We start from the raw sequence: 26,429 nt of genomic DNA on the forward strand, positions 1-26,429 counted from the left end.
TCCCGGGTTCATGCCACCGGGCCGCGAGCGGATCACGCGGGACGGGTCCCCGGGGCCGCCTCGGCGGTCTGGTCCCGCCCGGGTGGCTGTGACAGGCTGGACAGGTAAGCAGCCTGGTCCGGTGGGAGATCCCGCGCTGCCGAGCGGTCATAGGGGAGAACGTGGCCGGTGGTGGGTGCGGGCGGTCTCGCTCGGCTGTGAGCGGCGCCCTGTTGCCGCGCCCTGGACGGCCTTCTTCCGGCAGTGGGAGCCGACCGTGACGGTCTTCGACCCCGACCGGTGGTTTGCTCCATGCCGGTTTTCGATGTACGGATCAGCGACTCTCCCACCCAAATCGTGCTCGCGCTGAGCGGAGAACTGGACTTCCCCGCCTGCTCGCGGGCCGTGGCGGTCACCGGTCCGCTGGCGCTCGGCGGCCGGGACCTCACGGCCGACCTGACGCAGGTGTGGTTCATGGACGCCGGCGGTCTCGGGATGCTGATGCGGCTGCGACAGCGCGTCGTCGCGGGCGGCGGAGCGATGGACCTGCGCGGTGCACGGCCCCAGGTGCAGCGCGTCCTCGAACTGACCGGCGCCGACGGACGGTTCGGCTCGGCCCTGACCGACTCCGCCGACGGCGCGGTGGCGCTGCCGCACGGCGGCTGAGGCGGGCGGTCGGGGTGCGTCAACCGATCAGGGCGACCACCATCGCGATGAGGCCGATCGCCACCAGCAGTACCACGGCCATGATGAGGACGAGTGGCATCGCCGCCCATCCCTTGCGCAGCTCGGGCGGCTCGGGATGGGAGATGCCGGAGGTGCTCCCCTCCGCGGGGGGAGTGTCGCCAGGCGGCACCCCGCCACCTGGTTCGAGTCCAGGGGTTCGGCCCGGCTCAGGATCAGGAGTCGTCATGACACGGACTCCTCTCGGTTCTCGATCGACCGCGGCCTGCGGGCCTTCGTCCGCCCGATCGGCAGCGCGGTGACGTGCCTGGTCTCGGGTTTCCCGTGCCCGTGCCGCTAAACGGCGGACCGCTACGGCCCACCGCTACGGCCCACCGCTACGGCGGACCGCTCGGCCCTCCGTGATCACGGCTGGTGACCGTGGTGCCGACCTGCGTGAGGGGCGGCCCCGGAGTGCCGGGGCCGCCCCTCAGCGTTCTCGCGCGGGGTGTGTCAGCGCAGATCGCGCACCTTGATCGTGTAGATGCCGCGGCCGTGGGTGGCGGCGTACAGGGTGCGGCCGTCGGGGCTCGGCTTCAGCTGGAGCACGGCGACGGCCGGGAGCGAGCCGACGCGCTGCCACCGCGTGCGGCCGGGCGCGCGGTAGACGACGCCGAGGTCGGTGGCGACGGCGAGGCCGCCGTTCGACAGGACGAGCGCGGCGTTGGTCGGCACGTCGGGAAGGTTCGCCGAGATGTCCTTCCAGGTGGTGCCGCCGTCGGTGGACTCGAAGACGTGGCCGACGCCGGCGCCGGGGCCCTCGGTCCAGTGCCGGGAGAAGCCGTTGACGGCGAGGAAGACGTGGTCGGCGTTCTTCGGGTCGATGGCGAAGCCGCTGAGGTAGCGGTTCGGAACCGTCCCGTCGGCGGGCAGGCTGATGTCGTGCCAGCCGGTGCCGTCCGCGTTGCCCACCGAGATACCGCGGGCGAAGCCCTGGTTGTTGCAGGGCCCGCACCAGGCCGCGTACACCTTGCCGCCCGAGGCCGCGACGGCGGTCGCGGTGCGGCCGGCGCCGAGGTCGTACACGCTCTTCCACTCGGAGCCGCTGCGGATGGCGTAGCCGTGGGTCTGCACCCAGACGTGCCGGCCGCCGGCGATCCAGGTGTTGCTGTCCTTCGCGTCCGTGGCGAGCGGGGCGATGAAGCGGGCCTCGCTGGTGGCGTTGTCGGCCGGGGCGACGTTGTACGAGGTCGCCTTGCTCGCGTCGGTGACCCAACTGCCGTCGTTGACCGCGCAGTTCTGGGTCACCTGGACGGACAGGTAGACGTACTCCTCGGCTGTGTCGCAGCCGTTCGCGGGATCGGTGAGCGTGTCACCGCCGTCGCCGCCGAAGTCGGAGCCCATGACGGTGTCGTTGCTGCGCAGGACGGACTGGCCGTTGTCCTGGAGGCCGCCGGTGACGGAGACCCCGCCGTGGTCGAGGTCCTTGCCGACGCCCACCGAGTAGTACTGCAGGGTGTCGATGGTGCCGTCGTTGAGGGAGGTCCAGTCGGTGGCGTGGCCGGAGGTGTCCTGGGCGCCGTCGACCGGCCGCTTGTAGACGCCGCCGTCGTTGCCGACGTACACGAAGCTCTTGCCGTGGTAGCGGCCGATGGCGACGCCGTGCTGGTCGGAGTGGGTGGTCTGGTTGCAGTCACCGGTCTGCTTGGCCGGGTCGATGCTCCAGCAGGAGAAGCCGAAGTTCCAGTACGGGCCGACGGTCGACCAGGTGGCGCCGCCGTCCCTGGACTCGTAGACCTCCTCCAGGCCCGCGTACACGTGCTTCGGGTTCGCCGGGTCGACGGTCAGGAACTGGTTGTACCAGGCCTGCACGCCGGGCATGTAGCCGCTGGAGGTCAGCGCCGAGCCGTCCGCGGCCAGCTGCTTGTAGTCGGCGACCTTCGTCCACGGCCCGAACGGCGAGGCGGCGCTGTAGATGCCCTCCAGACCGCTGTCCGGGTTGGACGCCATCTGCTCGGGCGACTCGTCGATGGCGTAGTAGCGCGAGCCGTCGGCGGCGCGGGCGAAGGTCACCGTGCCGACGTTGTCCGCGTCGGTCGGCAGGTCGCCGAAGCCGCTGGTGATCCGCGTCCAGGTGCCCTTGGAGCTCTTGGTGTAGAAGCCGTTGTAGTCGTCACCGCTGCGCCAGCCGACCGCGAGGACCACCTTCGAGGGGTCCTTGGGGTCGAAGGCGATGTCGTTGGTGATGTTCTTGTACGCGGCCGAGTCGTCGTGCGCCTTCGAACCGCCCGGCAGATAGTCGGGGTTGGGTGCGAACTCCAGCTTCCAGGCACCGGTGAGCCTCTTGGTGGAGTGGCTCCACACACCCTCACTGGTCGCCGCCCACACCTTGCCGCCGGCGAACCGGAGTTGGCGGATGGTGGTGGACTCCAGCTCGTCACCGCCGACCCTGCTGCGGGTGGAGAAGCTGCCGTGGTGGGGGTCGGAGAGCACGTACACGCCGCTGCCGAGGTAGGCGTCCGCGTTGGTGTTCGCCTCGCCGGTGCCCAGCCACAGCCGCCCCGCGCCGTCGAGCGCGAGCGCGCCGGTGGACTGCGAGGGCAGCTTGTCACTGATGGGTTTCCAGTTCCCACCGCCCCGCTTGGACCGCCAGACTCCGCCGCCCGCGCTGCCCGCGTACACGTACCCGTCGTCGTCCGCGGCGATCGCGGCCATGCGGCCGGTGACATCGCCCGAGCCGCCGCTGGAGTTGGAGTCGATGTCGCGGTAGCGGGAGTCGTCGGAGTCGTACGGAAGATCGGTGATGTTGCGCCAGCTCCCGCCGGTGGCAGGCAGGTTCGTCAGACTTGTCCAGGCGGCGCCGTACGCGCCGGGGGCGACGATGCCGGGCGAGGTGCGGGCCTCGGCGTACTGGTCCGCACCCTCGGCGATCTCGTCGGCCTCGTTGCCGTCGTCGTCGTCCGCCTTCGCCTTGGGGGTGAGGGCACCCACCGAATGCTCCCGGTCGGCGGCGAGCCGGGCGAGCGCACGGGCTCCGAAGGGGCTGCCGCTCCCCCCGGGCGCGGCGCCCGCGGGTATCGCGACGAGCGCGGCGGACGCGGTGATGGCCCAGATCGTGAGCCACCGTCTCTTACGGGTTGATGCTGACACCAGATCCTCCCAAACGGGCAGTTGCACAGCCGTCGCACAGCACCCGATCACCGGTGGCGGGGAGTATCCGGGATTTGGACAGTTATTGACCAGAACCTGTCATCCCTGGCGGATCGGACCCGGCATCGACCCGAAGCGGAGGAAGTCGACGTCGGTCACGGTGCGCAGGGTCAGGGCACGTCGAATTCGCCAACAACCCCACCGTAACCACCCATACGGAGCACCGTGCGGACGCGTTCTCAACGTCCTGTAGTTTCAGGGAAGTTGGCCAGTCCCTGAGATACGGCCCGGCGCCGGACGACGGAGAACGGAACAGCATGACCTTCTACAGACGGAAGTCCACACGGTGGCTGGCATCTGCCGTCGCCGGAAGCGTCGTGGCGGCCGGGGCGCTGGCGCTCCTGCCGTCGGCGGCGCAGGCGCAGACCGGCACCGCCCAGTCGCCCGGCGCGCAGGCCGACTTCGCGGCCGCCGCGGCGAAGTACGACGTCCCCGTGTCCGTGCTCATGGGGGTCACGCGCGAGGAGTCCGGCTGGCAGGCCCACCCGGGCTACAGCGACAAGGGCGGCTACGGCCTCGGCAACCTCACCGACGTGACGACGAGCATGCTCGTCGACGGCGCGGCCGGTGCCGGTGGCCGCTCGGACCTGTCCGCCCTGGTGAACCGGCCCGGCATGCACACCCTGCGGACGGCGTCGGAGCTGACGGGCATACCCGCGGCCCGGCTGAAGAGCGACCGCCGGGCCAACCTGGAGGGCACGGCCGCTCTGCTGGCGTCCTATCAGAAGTCCCTCACCGGCGGCCTGTCGGCCAACCCGTCCGAGTGGACCGCCGCAGTGGCCCGGTACAGCCAGGTCACGGACAAGAAGGCCGCCACCCGGTACGTCGACGACGTCTTCGGGGCCATCGCGTCCGGCGCCCAGCAGCAGACCGCCCAGGGAACGCTGCGGCTGGCCGCGGACCAGGACGCGCGGCCCGAGTTGTCCCAGCTGGGCGAGCTCAAGCTGACGAGCGCGACCGCCACCGACGGCGCCGAGTGCCCGGCCACGATGGACTGCACCTACGCGCCGGTCTCCGTCACGGGCAGCAACGGCCAGGTGTCCGACCGGCCCGCCAACGGCATCCAGATCGACCGGATCGTCATCCACACCGCCGAGGGCACCTTCGCCAGTGCGCTGGCGACCCTGTCGGCCCCCGGCGCGGTCGCGTCCGCCCACTACCTGATGGACACGGACGGCAGCACCACGCAGCTGATGCCGGTCGAGGACATCGCGTACGCCGTCGGCAACTACCACTACAACCTGCACTCGGTCTCGATCGAGCACGCGGGCTTCACCGCGCAGGGCGCGCAGTGGTACACCGACGCCACCTACCGGCAGACCGCCGAGCTGGTGAAGTACCTCGCCGAGCAGTACGACGTGCCGCTGGACCGGCAGCACATCCTGGGCCATGACAACGTTCCCGGCTCGCTCGACTCGAACCTCGCCAAGCAGCACTGGGACCCGGGCACGGCCTGGGACTGGAACCGCTTCATGAAGCTGCTCGGCGCGCCCACGGCCACCGGCCCGCACGGGGTGGGCCAGGTCGGCTCGGTGGTGACCATCGCGCCGAGGTTCGAGAAGAACACCCAGTCCTACACGGTCTGCCCGGCCGACGACCCGTCCGGCGTGACGACGGCCTGCGGCGAGGTCGCGCAGGCGTCGAACTCGCTGTTCGTGCGCCAGGCCCCCGCCGCGGACGCGCCGCTGCTCCTCGACCCGGACGTGCACCCCGGCCTGACGGCGGGCACCGACCAGATCAGCGACTGGAGCGACCGGGTGCAGGCCGGTCAGCAGTTCGTGGTGGCCGACCGCCAGGGCGACTGGACGGCGATCTGGTACGACGGCCAGGAGGGCTGGATCTACAACCCGTGCGGGCGCAACACCGTGCCGACCACGGGCGTGACGGTCATCCGGGCCGTGGGTCCGGACGCCGCGCCGCTGTACGGCCAGGCGTACCCGGCGGCGTCCGAGTACCCGGCCGGTCTTTCGCCGTCGAGGCAGGTCGCGCTCACCGCACCCGGCTACCGGATCCCGGTCGGCCAGGCCTACGTCGTGGACCAGCCGGCCGCGGCCGCCGACGACTTCTTCACCTCCGGCGCCGTGGTGAAGGGCGCGCAGAAGTACTACCAGGCCCAGTTCAACAACCGGACCATCTACGTGAACGCGGCCGACGTGACGGCCACCGAGGCCGGGTGACCCCGGACCCCGCACACCGAGGAACCTGAACACCTGGACGTGCCCGGAGCTTTCGGCTCCGGGCACGTCCAGGTTCGAGGGCCGGCCGGCCGGTGGGCCGGGTCACCCCTCCGGGGCGGCCGCGGTCCGGCGCAGGGGCAGGCGGCTGACGGGCGCGCCGTCGAGGGGCCGTCCGCCGGGGTACGGGTGCGTGCCGGTCTCGATGTCGGTCCACCAGTCGGCGCCGTCCTCCAGGTAGCGCAGCAGGATGCCCTCGCGCAGCGCCCAGGGGCAGATGGCGACGGTCTTCACGCCGCTCAGCTTCATCGCGGTGTGGCCGACGATCGCGCCGGCCAGGCTCTGCCGCGCCCGGGGCGCGGAGATGCCGGGCAGCCCGGAGCGTTCGGCCGCCGGCAGGGCGGCCAGCCGGCCGATGGCGCGGCGCAGATCACCGCGGTGCAGGACCCGTTCGGCGAACGGCCCGTGCCGTCCGGGCACGGCGCCGCACAGCCGGGCGAGCTGCTGGAAGGTGCGGGAGGTGGCGACGGCGGTGTGCGGATGCTCCCAGCGGATCCGGGCGGTGGCATCCCGCAGCTGGTGGCGCACCGCGCGCCGCAGGGCCTGGAGCGCGGCCTCCGACGGCGGGCCGTCCTGGTCGAGGTACTCCAGGGTCAGCCTGCCCGCGCCGAGCGGCAGGGAGGCGGCGAACTCCGGCATCCGGCCCCGCCCGAAGGCCACCTCCAGGGAGCCGCCGCCGATGTCGAAGACGGCCAGCGGCCCGGCGCGCCAGCCCATCCAGCGCCGGACGCCGAGGAAGGTGAGTTCGGCCTCCGTCTCGCCCGGCAGCACACACAGCCGTACACCCGTCTCCTGGTGCACGGCCCGCAGGACGGCGACGCGGTCGGGAGCGTTGCGTACGACGGCGGTCGCGAACGCCAACGGCTCCGGGGCACCCCAGCGGGCGGCGACCTCCGAGGCTTTGCGGAGCGCCTTGACCAGGTGTTCCGTGGCCTGTTCCCCGAACCGGCCGTCGGACGCGACCTGCTCGGACAGCCGCAGCTTCCATTTGGCGGTGTGCACCGGCAGCGGCACCCCGTTCGCCACGTCGGTCACCACCAGCCGCACCGTGTTCGAACCGGCGTCCACCACACTCAACCTCATCAGGGCGGAGTACCCACGGTAGCCGGGATGATGCGGCCCGTACGGAGCGCGGTACCGCTTTCGCGCCAGTCGGCCAGCAGCCGGGCCGCCAGCCGGTCCTCCAGGTGTCCGGTCGCGCGGATCCCGAAGACCACGTCGGCCTCCAGCGACGGCTCGTCCGCCAGCAGCCCGGCGACGACCTCGTGCCGTACGACCTGCTCGTGCACCGCGTCCGCCTCGACATGCTCGGTGTAGAAGCGGACGGCCGCCGGTCCCGCGCCCATCCGGCGCAGTGCCTCGGCCAGGCGCCGGGAGGCCGGGGAGGACGTCACCTCGACGGTCGCGAAGTGGCCGACGAGCGCGCCGCGCAGGGCCCGGTGCAGGCCGAACAGGGACATCATGTTGACGGTGGCCAGGGCCTCGGCCGGCGCGGCGTCGACGTAGCGGCCGTACGACGCGTCCAGGTCCAGGTCCGTCATCAGGTCGGCGAACAGCCGCGCGTGGATCTGGTCGGCACGGCCCGCGCCGAACTCGTCGAACTCCACCGCGACCATGGCGGCCTTGGCCCGGCCGCGCAGCCGGGGGATCACCCAGGCGTGCGGGTCCGCCTCCTTGAGGTGGTACAGCGAACGCAGAGCCGCGTACTCCCGGAACTGTTCGAGGGTGCCGTGGTCGCGCAGGAAGTACGAGAGGCCGCCGTCGTCGCCGACGGGTTCCAGCTGGAGCGCGTCCAGGGCCCGCTCGGCGGTCTCGGCCGCGTCGACCGGCACGTCCGCGCGCAGCGCGCTCAGGAAGCGGTCCTCCAGCGCGGCGCGCAGGGCGAGCAGCCGAGGGTCCCATTCGCGGTCGTCGGGCACACCCGTGAAGCCGAGGTAGTGGAGTTCGTAGAGCACGTACAGGGCGAGCTGGAGGTCGTCGCCGTAGGCGTCGGCGGGCAGCGGGGGCGGAGCGGAGCCCGCTCCCCGCACCAGGTCGATCAGCGCGGCCGAGAACGGGCCGCGCGGCTGGGGCAGGCGCACGTCGGTCATGAGATCTCGTCCTGTTTCGTACGGCGGCGGTGGCTGGTGTCGCACCAGGGCGGTGTCCGGGTACGGCGGCAGGTGCAGACGGCGACCACGAAACGGTGGGAGACCGTCACCCGGCCGTTCTCGTCCACGACTTCGACAGGGCCCTCGATCAGGAGCGGCCCGTCGCGCTGGACGCGGATGCGGCGGGGGCGTTCAGGTGTGTGCGGCACGGATCACCACCAGTTCCTCCGTGGTCCGGTCGGCCACCAGTCCGCGTTCGCGCAGCCAGGTGAGCCGGGAGTGCAGGACGTGCCCGAACGGCAGCCGTACCCGGTCGACGACCTCGGCGCGCAGACCGGCGGCACCGAACCGGTCCAGGGTCTCCTCGACGCCGCTCAGGTGCGAGTGCACCATCAGCAGCGTCCCGGCCGGGCGCAGCACCGCGGGGGCCACCGCGCAGATGCGGTCGATCAGCAGCCGGCCGTCCGGGCCCGCGTCCCAGGCCCGGGCGGGGCCCCGGGGCGGGCCGTCGGCGGGCGGGGCGGGGACGTACGGCGGGTTGGTGATCACGAGGTCGAAACGACGGCCGCGGACCGCGTCCGCCAGGTCGCCGTGGCGGATCCGCACCGTCCGCCCGTTCAGCAGGGCGTTGCACCAGGCCGCGGCGAGGGCCCGCCAGGATATGTCCACCGCCGTTACGCGGGCGCCGTGCCGGGCCGCCTCCACCGCGAGCGCGCCGCTGCCGGTGCCGAGGTCCAGGACCTCGGTGCGGCTGGTGATGCGCTCCCGGCGCAGCGCCCGGCTCAGCAGCGCGGTGTCGGTCTGCGGCCGGTAGACGCCCGGCGGGGTCCAGCAGCGGAACCGGGGAGGGGAGACGAGGGAGTCGGCGGTCATCGCGGTACCTCGCTCAGCTCGACGCCTTCAGCGGCCGGTCGGCGAGCGCTCGCGCGACCCCGTGGAGGTTGTCGGTCATGGCGCGCCCGGTACTGTGCGCCCGGTCGCGCCCCTTCTGTTCCTCCAGGCAGTCGGGGCCCGGGCCGGGACCGAGGTGCCAGTACGGCCACGCCCGGCCGGGGATGGTGCAGCCGATGTCCGCGAGCGCTCCGGAGATCTCGCTGATGACGTGGTGGGCGCCGTCCTCGTTGCCGGTGAGGGCCACGCCGGCCACGCGGTTGCAGGCGGCGGGGCGGTCCTCGTCGTCCGTCTCGGACATCATGGCGTCCATCCGCTCCAGCCCCCGCTGCGCCACCGAGGACGGCCTGCCCGGCCAGGTCGGCGAGGCGACGACCAGGATCTCGGAGTCCGGCAACCGTTCGTGGACCCGCGGCCAGGCGTCGCCGTCGCCCGCGTCGGTGACCACACCGGGGGCGCTGGGCAGGTCCACGGCGCGCACGGACTCCGTCCGCACGTCGGGCTCGGACAGCCGCGCGGCGACCACGGAGGCCAGTGCCTCCGTGGCGGAGGGCTCGGGGGACTTCTTGAGCGTGCAGTTGATGACGAGGGCTTTCACAGGTCTGCTCCACAGGCCGGGGGGGCTGACGGGTGCGCGGACCTAGCGCGCCACACGGGTACCCCTGCGAAGCAGACGTAACGGCCGGGCGCCGCCGCCGGCCCGTCCGGCCCCTAGATGTCGCGCTTCTCCAGCGGTCGCACGGCCGGGCCCTGGAGGATGCGGCCGTCCGGGGCGAAGCGGGAGCCGTGGCAGGGGCACTCCCAGGCCTGCTCCGCGCGGTTGAAGGCGACGAGACAGCCGAGGTGGGTGCAGCGGGCCGAGACGGCGTGCAGCTGGCCGCTGTCGTCCCGATGGACGGCGCACTGGTGCCCGCCGACCCGTACGACGGCTCCGTCTCCCGGGGCGAGGTCCTCGGCGGCGGGTGCCGTGACGGACGGCAGCCGGTCGCCGACGAAGTGCCTGGCCACCTGCGCCTGGTGCTTGAGGAACGACCCGCCCTCGCGGACCACGGAGGCCAGCCGGCGCGGGTCGTAGAGCCCCGCCCACGCGCTGTCGCGGCCCTCGACGAGGTCGCTGATCAGGCCCCCCGCCATGATGCCGCCGCTCAGGCCCCAGCCGCCGAAGCCGGTGGCCACCCAGGTGTGGCGGCTGCCGGGGTGGAGCGGGCCGACCAGGGGCACGGAGTCGGTGGAGTCGTTGTCCTGGGTGGCCCAGCGGTGGGTGACCGTCAGCCCCGGGAAGCGGCTGTCGGCCCAGGCGGTCAGCCGGGCGAAGCCCTCCTCGACGTCGGCGGTGCCGGGGGTGAAGTGCTCTCCGGTGACGACCAGCAGCCGGGTGCCGTCGGCATGGGGAGCGCTGCGCACGGACCGGGTGTTCTGTTCGGGCGTGATGTACATGTCGCGCGGTGCCCGGTCCGCGTCGATGGTCCCCGCGACGACCAGCTCACGGCGCGGGGAGAGCCGGGTGAACAGCAGCGCCCGGTCGAAGACGGGGTAGTGCGTGGCGACGACGACCTCGCGCGCCCGCACCGTCGCGCCCACGTCGGTCGACAGCACGCAGGGCGCGCCCTCGGAGAGGCCGGTGACGCGCGTCCCCTCGTACACGGCACCGCCGCGCCGGCGCAGGTCGTCGGCGAGGGCGCGCAGGTACTTCACGGGATGGAACTGTGCCTGGCCGGTGACCCGGACCGCGCCGGCCACCGGGTACGGCAGCTCGGTCCCGGTGACGAACTCGGCCGGCAGGCCCGCCTCGCGCGCCGCCTCGGCCTCCGCGCGCAACTGCTCGACGTGGTCCGGACGCTCGGCGTACGTACAGGCCGCCGCCTCCTCCCACTCGCAGTCGATGCCGAGGTCGGCGACGATCTCGGCGGCCCGGCGGATCGCCGCCGACTGCGACTCGGCGTACAGCCGCGCGCCCTCCCGGCCGCGGGTGCGGCGCAGGTGGTCGTAGACGAGGGTGTGCAGCGCGGTCAGCTTCGCCGTGGTGTGGCCGGTGACCCCGGCGGCGAGCCGGTCCGCCTCCAGCACGGCCACCTCGTGGCCACGCCGGGCCAGCTCCCACGCCGTGCTGAGCCCCGCGATCCCGCCGCCGACCACCGCGACGTCCACCGTGACGTCCCCGTCCGGCGGGGGAGCGGGCGCCCCGTCCGGTGCGGTCTCGATCCAGTACGACCCCCGGAGTCCCTGAGCGTTCATGACCGCCGGGTTCCCGCCCTGCGCGGGCGACACGCACGACCCTGTGGGAACAGGAGTTTGCGTGGGCCGCGGCGGGCAACCCGGCGGGCGGACGACGAGCAGAGAGAAGATGAACCGCCGTGACCAGGCGAACCACAGAGAAGTCCGCCCTCCGAGTGGCAGAGACCGGCTGGGCGAAGGCACACCACCTCCCACGTGAACGCATGCGGACATGGGTGGCCGCCGTCGAGAGCGAGAGCCCCTCGGTCGCCGTGCCCACGAGCGGCGACGGGAACATCGTCCGAGGCGACGACTGAGTCCGTGGGGAGCAGCCCGCCGTCGCATGCGCCCTTGTGCCCCTTGTCCCTCCTGCGCCTCCTGTGCCCCGGTGCTCCTGTGCTCCTGGCGGCACATGTCTCCCGCACGGCTCCCCGCGCGGGATACGGGCTGTCCGGGCCGGCTCAGCCGTGCAGGGTGTCGGCGGGGCCGGTGGCGTACGCGGCCCGGTAGAGGGCGGCGAAGCGGCCCGGGTGGGCGAAACCCCAGCGGGCGGCGATGCCGGCGACCGTGGCCCCGGCGGCGGGGTCGGCCACGAGCAGGTCGTGGTGCGCCTGCGCCAGGCGGACCCGGCGGAGGTAGGCCATCGGCGTGGTGCCGAGATGCCGGCGGAAGGCGTACTGGAGCGTGCGGATGGTGACGTGGACGGCGCCCGCGATGTCGGCGACGGTGATCGGCTGGTCGGCGTGGTCGTCGATGTAGGCGATGGCCCGTCTCAGGGTGGCGGGGTGGGCGTCGCCGCGGTCCTGTCCGGTGGGGTCGGTCCGGGCGGTGTTGGGGAAGGCCGCGAGGACACTGGCGGCGAGCAGTTGGCTGCCGGCCGAGACGATCAGCGGCTGTGCCGCGGTCTCGGGGTCGGCCAGGACATGGTCGCGCAGGTAGAAGATGGTGCTCTTCAGCTGGTCGCCGGCGGCCCGGGACCGTGGCCGGTGCCCGGTCAGCCGCACCGGCTCGCTCGGCCGTGATCCGGCGGAGGCGGCCACCTGGTCCAGCAGACCGGGATCGAGCATCGTGATGTTGTAGCGGGCGTTGCAGATACGCCCCGCGTACGGCAGGTCGTGGGGCGCGAACAGCACGGTGTCACCGGTGCCGAAGGAGTCCCGGACGCCCTGGTAGCCGTGGTCCTGGATGGTTCCCTCGTGGACGACGCAGAGACAGATCCTGCCGAGCGGGGTGACCGAGTACGACATCTCGAAGTCCAGGTCGATCTCGTCCACGCTGAACGACGTCGTCGCGTCGCGGCGGACACGCGCGGTGCTGGCGGCGGGAGTGGTGCTCCCGATGCGCATGCGCGCGTAGGCCTGAGAGAGGAACTCCTCCGTCAGGCCGAGATCGTCGCTTTCGAACACCAGCGAGTCCATGTCCTCCTTCTGCCCCGGCGCAGGCAATGCAACGGGAGACGGACATCACGGCGCCCGCGCCCCGGCGAGGCGGCGTTTCGTTTTGTGGACAGCGGGGGCGTGGACGGTGCGTATTCGGTCCCCCTTCCGGGGGCCGGACGCGGGCAGCAGTAAGAGAGACCGGCATTCCAGCCCGACCAGAAAGTCCTCCTCACGATGCCCGAAGACGTGGAATCCCTTGCTCGGATCGCGGCCCTTGAGACAGAGATCGCCCAGCTCCGGCACGCCGTCACCGCCCGTGCGACGGTCGATCAGGCCATGGGTGTCGTGATCGCCTACGCCGGGGTGACCCCCGAGACGGCCTGGGAGATCCTCAGGGACGTCTCGCAGCACACCAACACCAAGCTGCGGGAGATCGCCGAGCACATCAGACAGTGGCCGCACTGCGAATGGCTCCCGGACGAGGTACGCCACGCCCTGGACGCGGCGGTGCCGGCAAGGGCCGCGTCGGCCCCTGCCACCGGGCACGTGCCGGACCGGTGACCGCCGTCCGCGCCGTCCGCGCGCGCCGCGGCTCCCGCCCGACGGGCCCGGGCGGGAGCCGCGGCATACGCTGATCGAGGGGGGCGCGTTCGGGTGAATCGCACGCCGGAAGGGGCGCCCCGATGGACGACTACCCGCTGATCGAGAACCACGGGCTGATCGGCGATCTGCAGACCGCCGCGCTGGTGACCACCGAGGGAGCGGTCGACTGGTTCTGTTCCCCGAGGTTCGACTCGCCGAGTGTGTTCGGGGCACTGCTGGACAAGGGGAACGGCGGAAACTGCACGGTCCGGCCGGCCCACCCGACCCATTCGACCAAGCAGCTGTACCTGCCCGACACCGCGATCCTGGTGACCCGGTTCATGACCGAGGCGGGCGCCGGCGAGGTGGTCGACTTCATGCCGGTCACGGGGACGACGGCCACGGACCGGCACCGGCTGGTCCGCCTGGTCCGCTGTGTGCGCGGCACCATGACCTTCGACGTGGAGGTCGCCCCGCGGTTCGACTACGGGCTCATGAAACACGAGGTGCACATCACCCCGCACGGAGCGGTCTTCGCCGCGGAGGACGGCACGCAGCTCACCGTGCATCCCATCCGGGAGCCGGAGGACGAGCGGCTCACGGACATCCTGACGCACCGGGACGCCGACCTGCAGGTCTCGCTGACCCTGGCGGCGGGTGAACAGCGCGGGCTGATCCTGGAGATGGGGGCCGACGGGCCGCCGAGGGAGATCCGCCGGGAGGAACACGAACAGCTCTTCGAGGAGACGGCGGCGTTCTGGCGGACCTGGCTGGCGCAGTCGCGCTACACCGGGCGCTGGCGCGAGGTGGTGGAGCGGTCCGCGATCACGCTGAAGCTCATGACCTTCGCCCCCAGCGGTGCCGTGGTCGCCGCACCCACGGCGGCGCTCCCGGAGCAGCTGGGCGGCGAACGCAACTGGGACTACCGCTTCACCTGGATCCGGGACGCCTCGTTCTCCGTGTACGCCCTGCTGGGGCTGGGTTTCACGGAGGAGGCCAGGGCGTTCATCATCTGGCTGGGCGACCGGGTCAAGGAGCGGGCCGGCCGGCACGGGGACACGGGCCCGCTCAACATCATGTACAAGGTCGACGGCTCCTCCGACCTGACCGAGCAGATCCTCGACCACTGGGAGGGGTACGAGGGTTCCGCCCCGGTCCGGATCGGCAACGGCGCCGCCACCCAGCTCCAGCTGGACATCTACGGCGAGGCGCTGGACAGCATCTACTTCGCGCACCGGCACGGCTTCACGCTCGGGCACGGCGGCTGGACCTCGCTGCGCACGGACCTGGAGTGGCTGGCCGACCACTGGGACCAGGCCGAGGAGGGGATCTGGGAGACCCGCGGCGGCCGCCAGGACTTCACGTACGGCCGGGTGATGTCCTGGGTGGCGTTCGACCGGGCGCTGCGCCTCGCCGAGGCGACGGGGTGGCCGTCCTCGCCCGGCCGCTGGCAGGCCGAACGGGACGCCGCCTACGAGCAGGTCATGGCCAAGGGCTGGAGCGAGAAACGGCAGGCCTTCGTGCAGCACTACGGCAGCGAGGTCCTGGACTCCTCGCTGCTGCGCATGGCGACGGTCGGCTTCGTCACCCCCGGGGATCCGATGTGGTCGGCGACCCTGGACGCCATGGAGGAGGAACTGGTCAGCGACAGCCTCGTCTACCGCTACAACCCCAGTGCCTCGCCCGACGGCCTGCGCGGCTCGGAGGGCACCTTCTCGCTGTGCACGTTCATGTACGTCGACGCCCTGGCGCGCGCGGGCCGGACGACCCGGGCCAGGCTCGTGTTCGAGAAGATGATGGGGTACGCCAACCACCTGGGCCTGTACTCCGAGGAGATCGACCCCACGGGCCGTCAACTCGGCAACTTCCCACAGGCGTTCACCCATCTCGCCCTCATCGACTCGGCGATCACCCTGAACGCGGCACTGGACGCGCGCTGAGCATGCCGAGCGATCTGGCCGACGGCCCATCAACGCGCCCCAAAGGGGCGCGGGGAACTGCGCGACCGGCCCCCACCGGCCCGCGGCCGACCGGCGGCCCGGCGCTCACCGCGGAGCACTGTCGTCGTTCGGTTGCGGCGCCATCGTGGCTGGTCGCGCCCACGCGGCGGCAGCCGCATATCGATACAGCCCCGCGCCCCTATCGAGGCGTTGGTGACGGCCCCTGCCGCAGGTCAGCGTCCGTGAGGCCCTCCAGTTCGCCGTGGGTGTCCAGCCAGTACAGGAAGACGACCGCGGGGACGACGAGGACGACGGCGACCAGGGTGACGAGCGCCAGCCAGCGCAGGGTGGTGTGGGCGCCCGCGCCCTCGGCGACGGTCAGCGAGGTCGGCACGAGGTAGGGGCGCTGCGCCATGCCCCAGCCGATGACGGCCGAGGCGACCACACCGACCGCCGTCACCCGGGACCAGGCCGCGGAGGGCCGGGTCAGCAGCCATGCGGTGGCGAGCGTGGCCAGCACCGCCACGACGACGAAGACGAGCCCGACGCCGTGGGTGAGACCGTGCCAGACGTGGGGCGCGTCGGAGTGGGTGACGACGAGGGTGACGACGGCGAGCACGGCGACGGCGGCCAGGGCGCCCAGCGCCCTGCGGCGGAAGTAGCGGTCCAGGTCCGGGGCGCCGAAGCGGCGGGCGTCCGCGGCGAGGAAGACCGCGCCGAGCGTCGCCGCGGCCGCGATGGCGAGCAGGCCGAAGAGCAGGGAGGTGGGGTTGGCCCAGGCGTCCGTGGACGCCGTCGTCGTGGCGGTGACCCGGCCGGAGGCCACCCCGCCGGCGGCGGCGCCGAGGAAGAACGGCGTCAGCAGCGAGGAGATGGCGAAGACCGCCCCGTACAGGCGCCTGCCGGCCAGCCGCCGGACGGGTTTGCGCAGGGCGAAGCCGGCGCCGCGCAGCACGATGCCCACGGCGGCCAGCGCCAGGGGCAGCCACATCGTGGTGAAGACCCGCTGGAAGAGGACCGGGAAACCCGTCCACATGATCACCAGCACGAAGATCAGCCAGACGTTGTTGACCTCCCAGACGGGCGCCATCGCGTGGTCGATCAGCCATCGCGGGCGCTTGCCGCGCTCGGCGCCGCCCGCGGTCAGGTCCCAGAAACCGGCGCCGTAGTCGGTGCCGCCGCCGCAGGCGTAGGCGGCGATCGCCAGGAGCAGGACGACGGCGATGACCCCGGCGATCACAGCCGGCTCCCGGCGGAGCGCGGCCCGTACGGCGTGTCCGTCTCCGGCAGTTCCGTCTCGGGTGTCTCCTCCGGCGGCCGCGGCCCGCCCCGCTCGTCGGCTAGCCGCCAGCGGGAGCGCATCTTCAGCAGCACCACGAGGAACGACCCGAAGACGAAGACGTACACGACGACGACCAGCGCGAACATGATCCACAGACTGGTGGAGCGGGTCGCCGTCACCGCCTCGGCCACCCGCATGTTCTGGTAGACGATCCACGGCTGGCGGCCCACCTCGGTGGTGATCCAGCCGCATTCGACGGCGGCCACGGAGGCCACGCCCGCGCACGCCGCGGCGCGGAAGAACCACGGGGAGACGGGCAGCCGGCGGCGCCAGAGCCACAGGACGCCGTACCAGAGCGCGAGCAGGAGCAGCAGGGAGCCGATCCCGACCATGGTGTCGAAGGCGAAGTGGGCGATGGTGGCCTGGGTGGCCGTCGGCCGGTCGTCCGCCGGGACCGAGGTCAGCCCGGTGACCTGGGTGTCCGGGCGGAAGCCGGCCAGGATCGAGTCGAGCTGCGGGATCCGGACGCCGCCGGAAATGGTGCCGTCCGGGTGCAGCCGGCCGAACAGGTACTCCGGCTGGTGGGTGGCGGTCTTCCAGACGATCTCCATGCCGGCGAACTTCACCGGCTGCTTGTGGAAGACCTGCCGGGCGATGGAGTCGCCGAGCATGAACTGCACCGGCGTGCACACCGCGGCGAGCGTGAAGGGGATCGTGAAGCCGAGCCGGTGGTAGCGGTCCCGGCGGCCGCGCAGCCACCCGACGGCGTAGACGCCGGCCACGACATAGCCCGCGGTCACGAACATCGCGAAGACGAAGTGCCAGTACTCCGGGCCGAACATGGGGGTGAAGACGGCCTTCCAGATCTTCACGTCGACCGGGTTGCCGGTGGCGTCCAGAGTGAAGCCGCGCGGGGTGTTCATCCACGAGTTGGCCGCCAGGATGCCGAAGGCACCGAGCAGCGCGACGAGCGGCAGGGGCAGGCCGAGCAGGAAGTGGGTGCGGGAGGGAAGTCTCCGCCAGCCGTAGAGGTAGATGGCGATGAGCACGGCCTCCAGGAAGAACGCCCACGCCTCGACGCCGAAGCCGATGCCGAAGACATCGCCCCAGCGGCCCATCATGCCCGGCCACAGCAGTCCGAACTCGAAGGACAGCACGGTGCCGGTGACCACGCCGATCGCGAACTGCACCGCCATGACGGCCGACCACCGCCGGGCGAGCAGCAGGGCGGTGGCGTCGCCGCGGCGCAGGCCGTGGCCGTGCATGACGAGCGTGATCACCGGCAGCGCGACGCCCAGGGGCACCAGGATGATGTGCGAGGCCAGCGTGAAGGCCATCATCGACCGGGCCGGCAGCGTCTGCGGCGGCGCGTCCGCGAGCCAGCTGAGTGTCGTGTGCATGCGTGTCTCCCCGGGAACCGGTGCGAGGGTCGGTCAGCCGCCGGTGGCGAAGCCCGGGAAGAGAGTCATCCCGCCGTCGACGTAGAGAGTCGCGCCGACGACGTAGTCCATGAGGTCGGAGGCGAGGCCGACGGCCGCGTAGCCGATGTCCTCGGGGTCGCCGACCCGGTCGTAGGGGATCAGCTTCAGCAGGTCCTGCTGGGCCTGGGGGGTGTCCCAGGCGCTGCGGTTGATGGGGGTCCTGATGGCCCCGGGGGCGATCGCGTTGACGCGGATCTTCTTCGGGGCGAGCTCCTGGGCCAGCGTCTCCATCATCATCTGCACGCCGCCCTTGGAGGAGGCGTAGTTGACGTGCCCGGCCCACGGGATGATCTGGTGCACCGAGCTCATGCAGATGATCTTCCCGGCCGCGCGCGACACCTCGGGCACGACACCGCGCCGCAGGAACTCCTTGGTCGCCTCGCGGGCGCACAGGAACTGCCCGGTGAGGTTGACGTCCAGGACCTTCTGCCACTGGGCGAGGGTCATCTCGGTGAACGGCGCGTCGCGCTGGAGTCCGGCGTTGGCGACCAGGATGTCGATCGTGCCGAACTCCTGGACCATCCGGTCCATCATGGCGACGACCTGCTGCTCGTCGGAGACGTCCGCCTCGTGGGCGGCCGCCTTCACCCCGAAGCCGGTGATCTCCGCGACCACCTTCTCGGCCTCGTCGCCGCCGGCCACGTAGTTGACCACGACATCGGCCCCGGCCCGGCCCAGGGCGATGGCCGTCGCCTTGCCGATACCGGAGTTCGCGCCGGTGACCAGTGCCTTCTGGCCCTTCAGCAGATGCGCGGGGATCACGTCCCGGGGTGCGCCCTCGGTGGAACTCACGATGTCCTGCTCCTCCACTGCCGGCCCGCTCCACCGGGCCCGTCGCCCGGAGGTCCGGGCATCAGACAAGCACCGGCGGGGAGCGGCGGCACGTCCCGGCGGACGGCGTTGCGCTGCCCGGCGCAGGATCTTCGCCCGGTCGGGGGCCGGGTGCCCGCGCGGGCTCAGCCCAGTCGCTCCAGCAGGTGGTCACCGACACGCAGGGCGTTCGCGATGGCCGTCAGGGACGGGTTCACCGCGCCGATGCTCGGGAAGAAGCTGGTGTCGACGACGTAGAGGTTGTCCAGGTCGTGCGCCTTGCAGTTGACGTCCAGGGCCGAGGACGCCGGGTCGGTGCCGAACCGCACCGTGCCGGCCTGGTGGGCGGTGGCACCGATCGGCATGCCCTTGTGCAGGTAGATGCTGTGGGACAGCAGACGGTGCTCGTGCATGCCCAGATGGCCGAGTATGTGCTGGAGTTTGTGGCGCAGGCGCTGGAGACCGGCGATGTTGTTGCCCTCGTCGAGGGTGAGCCGGATCCGGCCGTCCTCCTCCAGGGTCACCCGGTTGTCCGGCTGCGGCAGGTCCTCCCCGCACAGCCAGAAGTCGACGGCGTGATGGGCCAGCACCTCGAACGGCATGTCCGGCGCGACCGCCCCGGCCCAGCGCGGGGCCTCGCCGTGGATCTGCTCGGCGTCCGACTTGCCGAGCATCTGGATCCCGCCGAGCGGGTACTCCCAGTCGTCCGCGCCCAGGTACCAGTCGTGCAGGGCGAGGGTCTTCTGGAACTGGGTGTCGTTGGGCTCCTTGGAGATGGCCATCAGCGCCAGGTTGTTGTGGCGCATGTAGTGCCGCCCGACCACGTCCGAGCTGTTCGCGAGACCGCGTGGATGCCGGTCGTTCGCCGAAGCCAGCAGCAGCGCCGCCGAGTTGACGGCCCCGCAGGCCACGACGACGACGTCGGCCGAGAACCGGGCCTCCCGCTCGCCCGGCAGCTCGGCGACGACGGAGGTGACGGTGCGTCCGCCGGCGTCGGTCTCCAGGCGGGTCACCCGGGCGTTGGTGACCAGGTCCACGTTCGGGTGCTCAAGGGCCGGCTCCACACAGATGACCTGGGCGTCCGACTTGGCGCGCACCAGACAGGGGAAGCCGTCCACGCGGTTGCAGCGGATGCAGACGCTGGAGTGGGTGGCCCGGCCGTCCTCGTCCTGGGTGAGGTTGACCCCGATCGGCAGGTGGAAGGGGTGCAGCCCCTGCTTCTCCAGGTCCATGCTCAACTGCTCGATGCGCGGCTCGTGTTCGACCGGGGGGTAGGCGTACTGGGCGCTGCACGGCCCTTCCAGCGGGTCCTCGCCGTGCCTGCCGTGCACCAGGTAGAGGTGCTCGGCCTGCGTGTAGTACGGCTCCAGCTCGTCGTAACCGAGGGGCCAGGCCGGGGAGATGCCGTCGTGGTGGCGCAGTTCGCCGAAGTCCTCGGGGCGCAGCCGGAACAGCGCCGCGCCGTAGAACTTGGTGTTCCCGCCCACGTAGTAGTTCACCTCGGGCGGGAACTCGTTGCCGTGCCGGTCCAGCCAGAACTCCGGGGCCCGGTACTTGGCCTTCACGAACACGGCCGTGGAGTCCCAGTTGTCGCGTTCGCGTGGCAGGTAGTCACCGCGTTCGAGGACGAGTACCCGTCTGCCGGACGGGGCCAGGCGGTGCGCCAGGGTGCCGCCGCCGGCACCGGTGCCGATCACGATGACGTCGTACGGGGGCAGGGTGTCCATGGCAACCACCGTCCTGTTCGTTTCCTCCGCGGCCGGTGCGGGCCTCCCCTCCTCGAACGTACGCGCGGTACGGGGGAGCGGCACCCCGGGCGCCCCCCCCGTGGCGCGGTCACAGCACGGCGATCGGGTTCACCGGGGAGCCGGTCGCCGCCGGGAGCCGCAGGGGGGCGATCACGCACAGGAAGTGCCAGCGCCCCTGCTCCTCGCAGACCGGTACCAGGTCCTCGAAGTCCAGCCAGTCCAGCAGGTGCAGCCCCATGGCGTTGACGGCCAGCACGTGCACCGGAAACCCGACTCCGGCGACCGCGCTGGGCGCGGCGTCGCTGTTGCCGTCCGAGCCGAGGACCGAAACGCCCCGCTCGGCGAGGAAGTCCATGGCCGTCGGGTGCAGGCCCGCGCGGGCCCGTGTCACGTCCCAGGGCCCGAGGGCCCGGCGCCGCAGCCGGTGCCCCACCCGTACGAACAGCAGGTCGCCCGGCCCGACCGCGGTCCGCTGGGCGGCCTCGGCCGCACCGAGGTCCTCGGCCGTCACCTGCTCGCCGGGCTCCAGCCACCGCGCCCCGCGCAGGCGCGGGATGTCCAGGAGGACGCCCCGGCCGACGATTCCGTCCCGCACCAGGTCGAGCGAGAGCGCCCCGGCACCGTCGGGTGTCAGGGTGCTCGCCGGGACGCCGCCGTACAGTTCGCCGTCGAAGAGCACGTGGCAGAGCGCGTCGAGGTGGCTGTCGACGTCGTTGTGCACGTTCATGGCGAACCGGTCGCGGGCGAACACGAGCCCGGGTGCGCCGGTCTCGCCGGGCGCGGGAGCGGTCATCCGGTGGGTCGCGGGCTCCGGACTGTCCGGAGCGCTCCGCGTCTCGACGGTCGCGGCCAGCGACACGGTGCGCCCGCACCCGACCTCGGCGGCGGCCGCCACGACCCGGTCCGGCGTCAGCCGCTCCAGCGCGCCACGCCGCCCCGGCCCGCCATCCCGGGCCCGGTCCCGCAGCCTGCGGTACAGATCGCGGAAGGCCGCTTCGGAGAGGTCCCGCGGTGGTTCGGGAGTGGAGGGGGCGGGCTGGTCCGAGGCCATCGGGCACCTCCTGCTCCGGTCCTGCTCGGGTCCTGTTCCGGTCGGCACCGGTCCTGTTCCGGTCGGCACCGGTCCTGTTCCGGTCGGCACTCCTGTGGACACCGAACCACCCAGGAGGCCGGACCACCCGCCGGACGCGGGTGCCGGACGCCCCTGGCGCGGCCGTTTCCGGGTCCCGGACACCCGGCTTCCCGGCGTGCGGGCGATGAGGGCGCGGCATACGCTGATCGGGTGACGTCGCAGGATCTGTAGGCCGTCTCACCGCCGCCGTTCGCACTTGGCGGGACGGCTGATCTTTGCCCGCGTTCTTTCTCGCGACCACAAAAATCCTTCTGCGGAGACCCGACGAGCGCGGTGCGCCGTCTCCCAGTACGGCTCCGCAGCCTGCAGCCCCAGTGGAGGCCGGGATGCGAGTCGTCGTTGATCTCTCCCGATGTGAAGGCTATGCGCAGTGCGCGTTCCTGGCTCCGGAGGCGTTCCGGATGCACGGCGAGGAAGCGCTGATGTACGACCCGGGTCCCGATGACGCCCTGCGCGAGCGGGTGCTGCGCGCGGCGGCGGCCTGCCCGGTCCAGGCGATTCTCGTCGACCGGCTGGAGGGCCGGCGGACACCCGTGGAGGCGGCGAGGTCATGACCAGTGCCGACAACCTGCGGGCGTTCCGACGTGACGGCCGCATCGTGATCGTCGGGGCTTCGCTGGCGGGTCTGCGGGCCGCGGAGTCGCTGCGCGAGGAGGGTTTCACCGGTTCGCTGACGATGATCGGCGACGAGCTGGGCGAGCCCTACGACCGTCCTCCTCTGTCCAAGCAGGTCCTGACCGGGTGGGTGCCCGCGGACGGCACCACGCTGCCGCGCCGGCGTGACATCGACGCGGAGTGGCTGCTGGGCACGCCCGCGAGCGGGCTGGACCTGGCCACCGACCACGTGCGGCTCGCCGACGGACGCGAGGTGCCCTTCGACCGGGTGCTGATCGCCACCGGGGTACGGGCCCGGCCCTGGTTCGTGGCGGACGAGGCGGAGCTGGACGGCGTGTTCGTCGTACGCACCCGCGAGCACGCCGAAGGCCTGCAGCGGGCCCTCGCCGCCGGGCCCTCCCGGGTGCTGGTGATCGGCGCGGGGTTCACCGGCTCCGAGATCGCCTCCATCTGCCGGGAGCGGGACATCGCGGTGACGGTCGCCGAACTGGCGCCGTATCCGCTGGTCGGGGCGCTCGGCGCCATGGTCGGCGAGGTGGCGGCGGACATGCAGCGCGCCCACGGTGTCGACCTGCGGTGCGGGGTCAAGGTCACCCGGCTGGAGGGCGACGCCCAGGGGCGGCTGCGCCGGGCCCACTTCGACGACGGCAGCACCCTCGACACCGACGTGGCCGTGGTCGCACTCGGAGGCATCCGCAACACCGAATGGCTGCGGGGCTCCGGTCTGGCGGCGGGCGTCTGGGGCGTCGCCTGCGACACGGGCTGCCGCGCCATGGACCTCAACGGCCTGATCACCGACGACGTCTTCGTCGCCGGGGACGTGGCGCGCTGTCCCAACCCGGTCTACGAGTACCGGCTGATCTCGCTGGAGCACTGGGCCAACGCGGTGGAGCAGGCCGAGGTCGCGGCCCACAACATGGTCCACGGCCAGGCGGAGCGCTGGCCCCACCTGTCCATCCCGCGGTTCTGGTCGATCCAGTTCGGCGTGAACATCAAGTCCGTCGGTGTGCCGACCTTCGCCGACGAGGTGGTCGTCACCCAGGGCTCGGTCTCCGACCACCGCTTCGTCGCCGCGTACGGCTACCAGGGCCGGGTCACCGCGGCGGTGACGTTCGACAACGCGAAGTGGCTGGACCACTACCGGCATCTCATCGAGACGGCCGCGCCCTTCCCACCGCCCTGCCCCACCCCCGACCAGCCCGTCGACACGAAACCGGTGCCCGTCGACTTCCCCGGCCCCACCCTGCTCGCCCAGGGCGCCACCGTGGTCGTCACCGGTCACGACCCGGGTGAGCGCCGCGTCACGGCCGCGCACCAGTACCACCGGTAGGAGGGAAGAGGACAGCGAGATGACCACCACCGAGACGCCCGACACGCTGCACCGGATCCTCGACTACTCCTCCCGGCCCGACCCCTACCCCCTCTACGCCGAGCTGCGCAGGACGCCGGTGGCCCGGCAGGAGGACGGCAGCTACGTCATCAGCACGTACCGCGAGCTCGCGGACATCCTGCACAACCCGCACCTGAGCTCCGACGTCCGCAATCTGGCGCATCAGATGCCCTCCAGAGAGGGAGTGACCACGCCGGCGTTCATCAACATGGACCCGCCCGAGCACGACCGGCTGCGGCGGATGGCGATGCGCCACTTCGGCCCCCCGCACACCCCGGGGCTGGTGACCGGCCTGGAACCCGCCCTGGCCGACACCGTCGGCGGCCTGATCGACGACCTCGCGGACAAGGAGCGGATCGACATCGTCGACGACCTCGCCTACCCGTTCCCCGTCACGGTGATCTGCCACCTGCTCGGTGTGCCGCGCGAGGACGAGCCGCGGTTCCGGGGGTGGGTCAACGACATCATCAACTCGATCGACTACGACCCGAGGACCGACCCCAAGGAGCAACTCGACGACGGCGTGCGGGCCCGCCACGACCTGCGCGAGTACCTCGGCGGACTGGTGGAGCGACGCCACGGGCACCCGAGCGACGACCTGCTGTCGCGGCTGGCCGACGACGACGGGCCGGACGGGCGGATGACCGACGAGGAGATCATCAGCACCGCCGTCCTGCTGCTGATCGCCGGCCACGAGACCACCGTCAACCTCATCGCCAACGGCATGCTGACGCTGCTGCGCCACCCGGAGGTGCTGCGACGTCTGCGCGACGAACCGGACCTGGTGGTGCCGCTGGTCGAGGAACTGCTGCGCTACGAGCCCCCCGTGCACATCATTCCCTGGCGGGCGGCGTACAGCGACATCACCGTCGCGGACACCGTCATCCCCAAGGGCTCGCAGATCATGCTGATGCTGGCCTCGGGCAGCCGCGATCCGGAGCGGTTCCACGACCCCGACCGCTTCGACCCGGACCGGCGGGACAACCAGCACCTCGGCTTCGGCAGCGGCATCCACCTGTGCTTCGGCGGCCCGCTGGCCCGACGGGAGGCCCAGATCGCGCTCGGCGAGCTGGCCCGCCGCCTGGACGGCCCCAGGCTGGTCGCCGACCCGCCCCCGTACCGGCGCAGCCCCGTGCTGCGCGGGCCGATCCATCTGCAGGTCGAGCAGAACGGCGGTTAGCGCGCCGGCCGGCTGTCTCAGGTGAGGATGCTGATGCCGTCCCCGAGGAGCTTGAGGCCGAGCACGAGGAACAGGGCGGCCATGACGGCGACATTGTGCCGGGCCGCCCACTCCCGCCAGTCGGCGAGGATGGTCTTGGCGCGTTCGCCCATGACCAGGTAGACGGCGAGGGGTGCGAGCACTCCGACGGACGCGATGGCGACGAAGATCGCGAGTGTGCCGATCTGCTGCGGCACGGAGATCCCGGCGGAGCTGATCGAGGCGGCCGCGGCGATGGTCAGGGGCGCGTTCTTGAGATTGCCCGCGGAGAGCAGCAGCCCCAGGCCGAGGATCTTGCCAGGGGTGAAGCGGTCGATCGCCGCCATCCACTTCGGGAGCTGTGCCTGGGAGGCGTCCCTGGGGCGGCGCCGCCACTGGCGGGCGCCGAAGAGGGCGAGGAGCGCGCCCAGCGCGAGTTTGAGGACGCCGACCCAGGTGGCGGGGTGCTTGTGGACCGAGGCGCCGCCCGCTCCGCCCACGGCCAGCATGATCGCGCCGAGCCCCGCCAGCCCCAGCACCCACCCGAGGGCGAACAGCGGTCCGTTGAGGCGGCCCCGCGGGGTGGCCAGGATGAGGATGATCGCCACGATCGGCAGCGGGCTGACCGCGACGCCCGCGGCCAGGCCCAGCACATCACCGACAGCGTGTCCCACTGTGGCCTCCGGGGGAGAGACGCGGCGTGCCCGGCCCTGGTAGGGGCACAGCCCTCTGCGCCATCGTGGCGCCCCCCACCCCCAGCGGCCATCAGCGGCGGGTGAACGGGTGACCGCCGCCGTGCCGGCGGGTCCGGCATGACTCCACCGCTTCGGGGAACACGGCAACCGAAGAGGAGTCATGGGACCTGGTAGGAGGTACGGTCATGATCGCCCTCGGCATCATCCTGCTCATCGTCGGGTTCGTCACGGGCATATCGATCCTGTGGACCATCGGCATCATTCTGCTCGTGATCGGAGCCGTTTTCTGGATCCTGGGATCCATGGGGCACGCCGTCGCCGGCCGACGCCACTATTGGTGAGCGTGACGCGCGGCCTCACTTCGTGAAGGTGAAGTACTTCCAGGCGCCGTACGTCGTCGTGTTCACGCTGTCGCCCGAGCCGCTGACGTAGGAGTCGCGGACCCGGAACCGGTAGCCGGTGGGCGGCGTGCCCGTGAGCGTGACGACGGACCTGCCCGAGGAGTCGAGCTTGAAGTACTCCTTGGCCGTGGTCTGCCAGACGCCGTCGGCGTGGATCTGGATCTGCAGCAACTGCTTGCGGCCCGGGTACGCCGTCATCGTGGTGGTGACGACCGGGTCCTTGGACTGCTTGAAGTAGTAGTACGTGCGGCTCCACGCGTACTTGTTCCTGTACTGGCCGGCGAGGGCCGTGGAGACCTTCACACGGGCGCCGGCCGTGCTGGCCGTCGTCCGCGGCGCGTACCGCGCGTCGCCCGCGAACTTGGCCGTGAGCTTGGTCTTGCGCTTCAGGGTGAGGGTGACCGAGAGGTTGCCGCCGCAGACGCACGGTGTCGATCCCCCCGGAACGAAGACGAGCGAAGTGAACGAAGGGTAAACGATGGTGCGGGGCACCGG

The 26,429-nt window shown here is 72.1% G+C and carries 25 protein-coding genes; 9 read left to right on the plus strand and 16 right to left on the minus strand.

Translation table 11 applies throughout. From position 1 onward, the window contains the following. Window positions 1-291 precede the first annotated feature (291 nt). A complete protein-coding gene (locus OHB00_RS27505; protein ID WP_406438492.1) occupies window positions 292-645 on the plus strand; it encodes an STAS domain-containing protein in 354 nt (117 codons plus the stop codon). 19 nt (window positions 646-664) lie between these two features. Here the strand turns inward: OHB00_RS27505 and OHB00_RS27510 are convergent, their stop codons facing one another. Both OHB00_RS27510 and OHB00_RS27515 read right to left on the minus strand, forming a co-directional pair. Next, window positions 665-892, minus strand: coding sequence for a DUF6480 family protein (locus OHB00_RS27510; protein WP_406438494.1), 228 nt, complete (start codon window positions 890-892; stop codon window positions 665-667). A 263-nt stretch (window positions 893-1,155) separates the two neighbouring features. Beyond that, window positions 1,156-3,792, minus strand: coding sequence for a glycosyl hydrolase (locus OHB00_RS27515; RefSeq protein WP_406438495.1), 2,637 nt, complete (start codon window positions 3,790-3,792; stop codon window positions 1,156-1,158). Between the two features lie 317 nt (window positions 3,793-4,109). Between OHB00_RS27515 and OHB00_RS27520 the strand changes: the two genes are divergently transcribed. Beyond that, entirely contained in the window at window positions 4,110-6,029 is a 1,920-nt protein-coding gene (locus OHB00_RS27520; protein ID WP_406438497.1) for an N-acetylmuramoyl-L-alanine amidase, read from the plus strand. Between the two features lie 102 nt (window positions 6,030-6,131). Here OHB00_RS27520 and OHB00_RS27525 read toward each other — a convergent pair whose 3' ends face one another. The 6 genes from OHB00_RS27525 to OHB00_RS27550 all read right to left on the minus strand — a co-directional run bounded on the left by OHB00_RS27525 (window position 6,132) and on the right by OHB00_RS27550 (window position 11,302). Beyond that, window positions 6,132-7,169: a Ppx/GppA family phosphatase gene (locus tag OHB00_RS27525; protein WP_406438499.1), complete on the minus strand. Its 1,038-nt coding sequence runs from the start codon at window positions 7,167-7,169 to the stop codon at window positions 6,132-6,134. After that, window positions 7,169-8,176 carry an iron-containing redox enzyme family protein gene (locus tag OHB00_RS27530; protein WP_406438501.1) on the minus strand — a complete coding sequence of 336 codons (1,008 nt, stop codon included), beginning with the start codon at window positions 8,174-8,176 and terminating at the stop codon, window positions 7,169-7,171. The genes OHB00_RS27525 and OHB00_RS27530 overlap by 1 nt, the downstream gene beginning before the upstream one ends. Next, window positions 8,173-8,385, minus strand: a complete 213-nt coding sequence (locus OHB00_RS27535; RefSeq protein ID WP_406438503.1) for a CDGSH iron-sulfur domain-containing protein — start codon at window positions 8,383-8,385, stop codon at window positions 8,173-8,175. Before OHB00_RS27535 ends, OHB00_RS27530 begins: the two co-directional genes overlap by 4 nt. Continuing rightward, entirely contained in the window at window positions 8,369-9,049 is a 681-nt protein-coding gene (locus OHB00_RS27540) for a HemK2/MTQ2 family protein methyltransferase (RefSeq protein WP_406438505.1), read from the minus strand. Before OHB00_RS27540 ends, OHB00_RS27535 begins: the two co-directional genes overlap by 17 nt. Before the next feature lie 13 nt (window positions 9,050-9,062). Further along, window positions 9,063-9,665 carry a flavodoxin family protein gene (locus OHB00_RS27545; RefSeq protein ID WP_406438507.1) on the minus strand — a complete coding sequence of 201 codons (603 nt, stop codon included), beginning with the start codon at window positions 9,663-9,665 and terminating at the stop codon, window positions 9,063-9,065. A 113-nt stretch (window positions 9,666-9,778) separates the two neighbouring features. Next, window positions 9,779-11,302 carry an FAD-dependent oxidoreductase gene (locus OHB00_RS27550; RefSeq protein WP_406438509.1) on the minus strand — a complete coding sequence of 508 codons (1,524 nt, stop codon included), beginning with the start codon at window positions 11,300-11,302 and terminating at the stop codon, window positions 9,779-9,781. Window positions 11,303-11,421: 119 nt separating this feature from the next. Here OHB00_RS27550 and OHB00_RS27555 point away from each other — a divergent pair, with 119 nt between their 5' ends. After that, window positions 11,422-11,598, plus strand: coding sequence for a hypothetical protein (locus OHB00_RS27555; RefSeq protein ID WP_406438511.1), 177 nt, complete (start codon window positions 11,422-11,424; stop codon window positions 11,596-11,598). 144 nt (window positions 11,599-11,742) lie between these two features. Here OHB00_RS27555 and OHB00_RS27560 read toward each other — a convergent pair whose 3' ends face one another. Then, window positions 11,743-12,699: a helix-turn-helix transcriptional regulator gene (locus tag OHB00_RS27560; protein WP_406438513.1), complete on the minus strand. Its 957-nt coding sequence runs from the start codon at window positions 12,697-12,699 to the stop codon at window positions 11,743-11,745. A 207-nt stretch (window positions 12,700-12,906) separates the two neighbouring features. On the opposite strand from OHB00_RS27560, the gene OHB00_RS27565 reads away from it, so the two are divergent. Continuing rightward, window positions 12,907-13,221, plus strand: coding sequence for an ANTAR domain-containing protein (locus OHB00_RS27565; protein ID WP_406438514.1), 315 nt, complete (start codon window positions 12,907-12,909; stop codon window positions 13,219-13,221). Window positions 13,222-13,343: 122 nt separating this feature from the next. Further along, window positions 13,344-15,182, plus strand: coding sequence for a glycoside hydrolase family 15 protein (locus OHB00_RS27570; protein ID WP_406438516.1), 1,839 nt, complete (start codon window positions 13,344-13,346; stop codon window positions 15,180-15,182). Window positions 15,183-15,381: 199 nt separating this feature from the next. Here the strand turns inward: OHB00_RS27570 and OHB00_RS27575 are convergent, their stop codons facing one another. The 5 genes from OHB00_RS27575 to OHB00_RS27595 form a co-directional block, all read right to left on the minus strand. Next, complete coding sequence (locus OHB00_RS27575) at window positions 15,382-16,422, minus strand: cytochrome d ubiquinol oxidase subunit II (RefSeq protein ID WP_406438517.1); 1,041 nt, start codon at window positions 16,420-16,422, stop codon at window positions 15,382-15,384. Further along, window positions 16,419-17,864, minus strand: coding sequence for a cytochrome ubiquinol oxidase subunit I (locus tag OHB00_RS27580; protein WP_406438519.1), 1,446 nt, complete (start codon window positions 17,862-17,864; stop codon window positions 16,419-16,421). The genes OHB00_RS27575 and OHB00_RS27580 overlap by 4 nt, the downstream gene beginning before the upstream one ends. A 33-nt stretch (window positions 17,865-17,897) precedes the next feature. Continuing rightward, window positions 17,898-18,737, minus strand: a complete 840-nt coding sequence (locus OHB00_RS27585; protein ID WP_406438521.1) for an SDR family oxidoreductase — start codon at window positions 18,735-18,737, stop codon at window positions 17,898-17,900. Between the two features lie 164 nt (window positions 18,738-18,901). Continuing rightward, on the minus strand, window positions 18,902-20,482 hold the full coding sequence (locus tag OHB00_RS27590; RefSeq protein ID WP_406438523.1) for a GMC oxidoreductase: 1,581 nt from the start codon (window positions 20,480-20,482) through the stop codon (window positions 18,902-18,904). Window positions 20,483-20,591: 109 nt separating this feature from the next. Further along, the gene (locus OHB00_RS27595) at window positions 20,592-21,554 is read right to left on the minus strand and encodes a cyclase family protein (RefSeq protein ID WP_406438524.1); all 963 of its coding nucleotides are present in this window, start codon (window positions 21,552-21,554) and stop codon (window positions 20,592-20,594) included. A gap of 407 nt (window positions 21,555-21,961) precedes the next feature. Between OHB00_RS27595 and OHB00_RS27600 the strand changes: the two genes are divergently transcribed. From OHB00_RS27600 to OHB00_RS27610, 3 genes are read left to right on the plus strand one after another with little or no spacing between them, the layout of a single operon-like run. Then, entirely contained in the window at window positions 21,962-22,189 is a 228-nt protein-coding gene (locus tag OHB00_RS27600) for a ferredoxin (RefSeq protein ID WP_406438526.1), read from the plus strand. Beyond that, window positions 22,186-23,580 (plus strand): NAD(P)/FAD-dependent oxidoreductase, encoded by a 1,395-nt coding sequence (locus OHB00_RS27605; RefSeq protein ID WP_406438527.1) that lies wholly within the window; start codon window positions 22,186-22,188, stop codon window positions 23,578-23,580. The genes OHB00_RS27600 and OHB00_RS27605 overlap by 4 nt, the downstream gene beginning before the upstream one ends. 19 nt (window positions 23,581-23,599) lie before the next feature. Then, on the plus strand, window positions 23,600-24,820 hold the full coding sequence (locus tag OHB00_RS27610; RefSeq protein WP_406438529.1) for a cytochrome P450: 1,221 nt from the start codon (window positions 23,600-23,602) through the stop codon (window positions 24,818-24,820). A 17-nt stretch (window positions 24,821-24,837) separates the two neighbouring features. Here the strand turns inward: OHB00_RS27610 and OHB00_RS27615 are convergent, their stop codons facing one another. Further along, on the minus strand, window positions 24,838-25,512 hold the full coding sequence (locus OHB00_RS27615; protein ID WP_406438530.1) for a GAP family protein: 675 nt from the start codon (window positions 25,510-25,512) through the stop codon (window positions 24,838-24,840). 206 nt (window positions 25,513-25,718) lie between these two features. On the opposite strand from OHB00_RS27615, the gene OHB00_RS27620 reads away from it, so the two are divergent. After that, complete coding sequence (locus tag OHB00_RS27620) at window positions 25,719-25,874, plus strand: DUF6131 family protein (RefSeq protein WP_406438532.1); 156 nt, start codon at window positions 25,719-25,721, stop codon at window positions 25,872-25,874. A gap of 15 nt (window positions 25,875-25,889) precedes the next feature. Here the strand turns inward: OHB00_RS27620 and OHB00_RS27625 are convergent, their stop codons facing one another. After that, window positions 25,890-26,426, minus strand: a complete 537-nt coding sequence (locus tag OHB00_RS27625; protein WP_406438533.1) for a hypothetical protein — start codon at window positions 26,424-26,426, stop codon at window positions 25,890-25,892. Window positions 26,427-26,429 lie beyond the last annotated feature (3 nt).

It is taken from the genome of Streptomyces sp. NBC_00631 (assembly GCF_045206895.1).
Taxonomy (GTDB): Bacteria; Actinomycetota; Actinomycetes; order Streptomycetales; family Streptomycetaceae; genus Streptomyces.

Bases quoted from the DNA above. Each gene is read 5' to 3' on its own strand.
- OHB00_RS27505 (WP_406438492.1), top strand. From the start codon at position 292: ATGCCGGTTTTCGATGTACGGATCAGCGACTCTCCCACCCAAATCGTG.
- OHB00_RS27510 (WP_406438494.1), bottom strand. From the start codon at position 892: ATGACGACTCCTGATCCTGAGCCGGGCCGAACCCCTGGACTCGAACCA.
- OHB00_RS27520 (WP_406438497.1), top strand. From the start codon at position 4,110: ATGACCTTCTACAGACGGAAGTCCACACGGTGGCTGGCATCTGCCGTC.
- OHB00_RS27525 (WP_406438499.1), bottom strand. From the start codon at position 7,169: ATGAGGTTGAGTGTGGTGGACGCCGGTTCGAACACGGTGCGGCTGGTG.
- OHB00_RS27530 (WP_406438501.1), bottom strand. From the start codon at position 8,176: ATGACCGACGTGCGCCTGCCCCAGCCGCGCGGCCCGTTCTCGGCCGCG.
- OHB00_RS27540 (WP_406438505.1), bottom strand. From the start codon at position 9,049: ATGACCGCCGACTCCCTCGTCTCCCCTCCCCGGTTCCGCTGCTGGACC.
- OHB00_RS27550 (WP_406438509.1), bottom strand. From the start codon at position 11,302: ATGAACGCTCAGGGACTCCGGGGGTCGTACTGGATCGAGACCGCACCG.
- OHB00_RS27560 (WP_406438513.1), bottom strand. From the start codon at position 12,699: ATGGACTCGCTGGTGTTCGAAAGCGACGATCTCGGCCTGACGGAGGAG.
- OHB00_RS27570 (WP_406438516.1), top strand. From the start codon at position 13,344: ATGGACGACTACCCGCTGATCGAGAACCACGGGCTGATCGGCGATCTG.
- OHB00_RS27580 (WP_406438519.1), bottom strand. From the start codon at position 17,864: ATGCACACGACACTCAGCTGGCTCGCGGACGCGCCGCCGCAGACGCTG.
- OHB00_RS27590 (WP_406438523.1), bottom strand. From the start codon at position 20,482: ATGGACACCCTGCCCCCGTACGACGTCATCGTGATCGGCACCGGTGCC.
- OHB00_RS27595 (WP_406438524.1), bottom strand. From the start codon at position 21,554: ATGGCCTCGGACCAGCCCGCCCCCTCCACTCCCGAACCACCGCGGGAC.
- OHB00_RS27600 (WP_406438526.1), top strand. From the start codon at position 21,962: ATGCGAGTCGTCGTTGATCTCTCCCGATGTGAAGGCTATGCGCAGTGC.
- OHB00_RS27605 (WP_406438527.1), top strand. From the start codon at position 22,186: ATGACCAGTGCCGACAACCTGCGGGCGTTCCGACGTGACGGCCGCATC.
- OHB00_RS27610 (WP_406438529.1), top strand. From the start codon at position 23,600: ATGACCACCACCGAGACGCCCGACACGCTGCACCGGATCCTCGACTAC.
- OHB00_RS27620 (WP_406438532.1), top strand. From the start codon at position 25,719: ATGATCGCCCTCGGCATCATCCTGCTCATCGTCGGGTTCGTCACGGGC.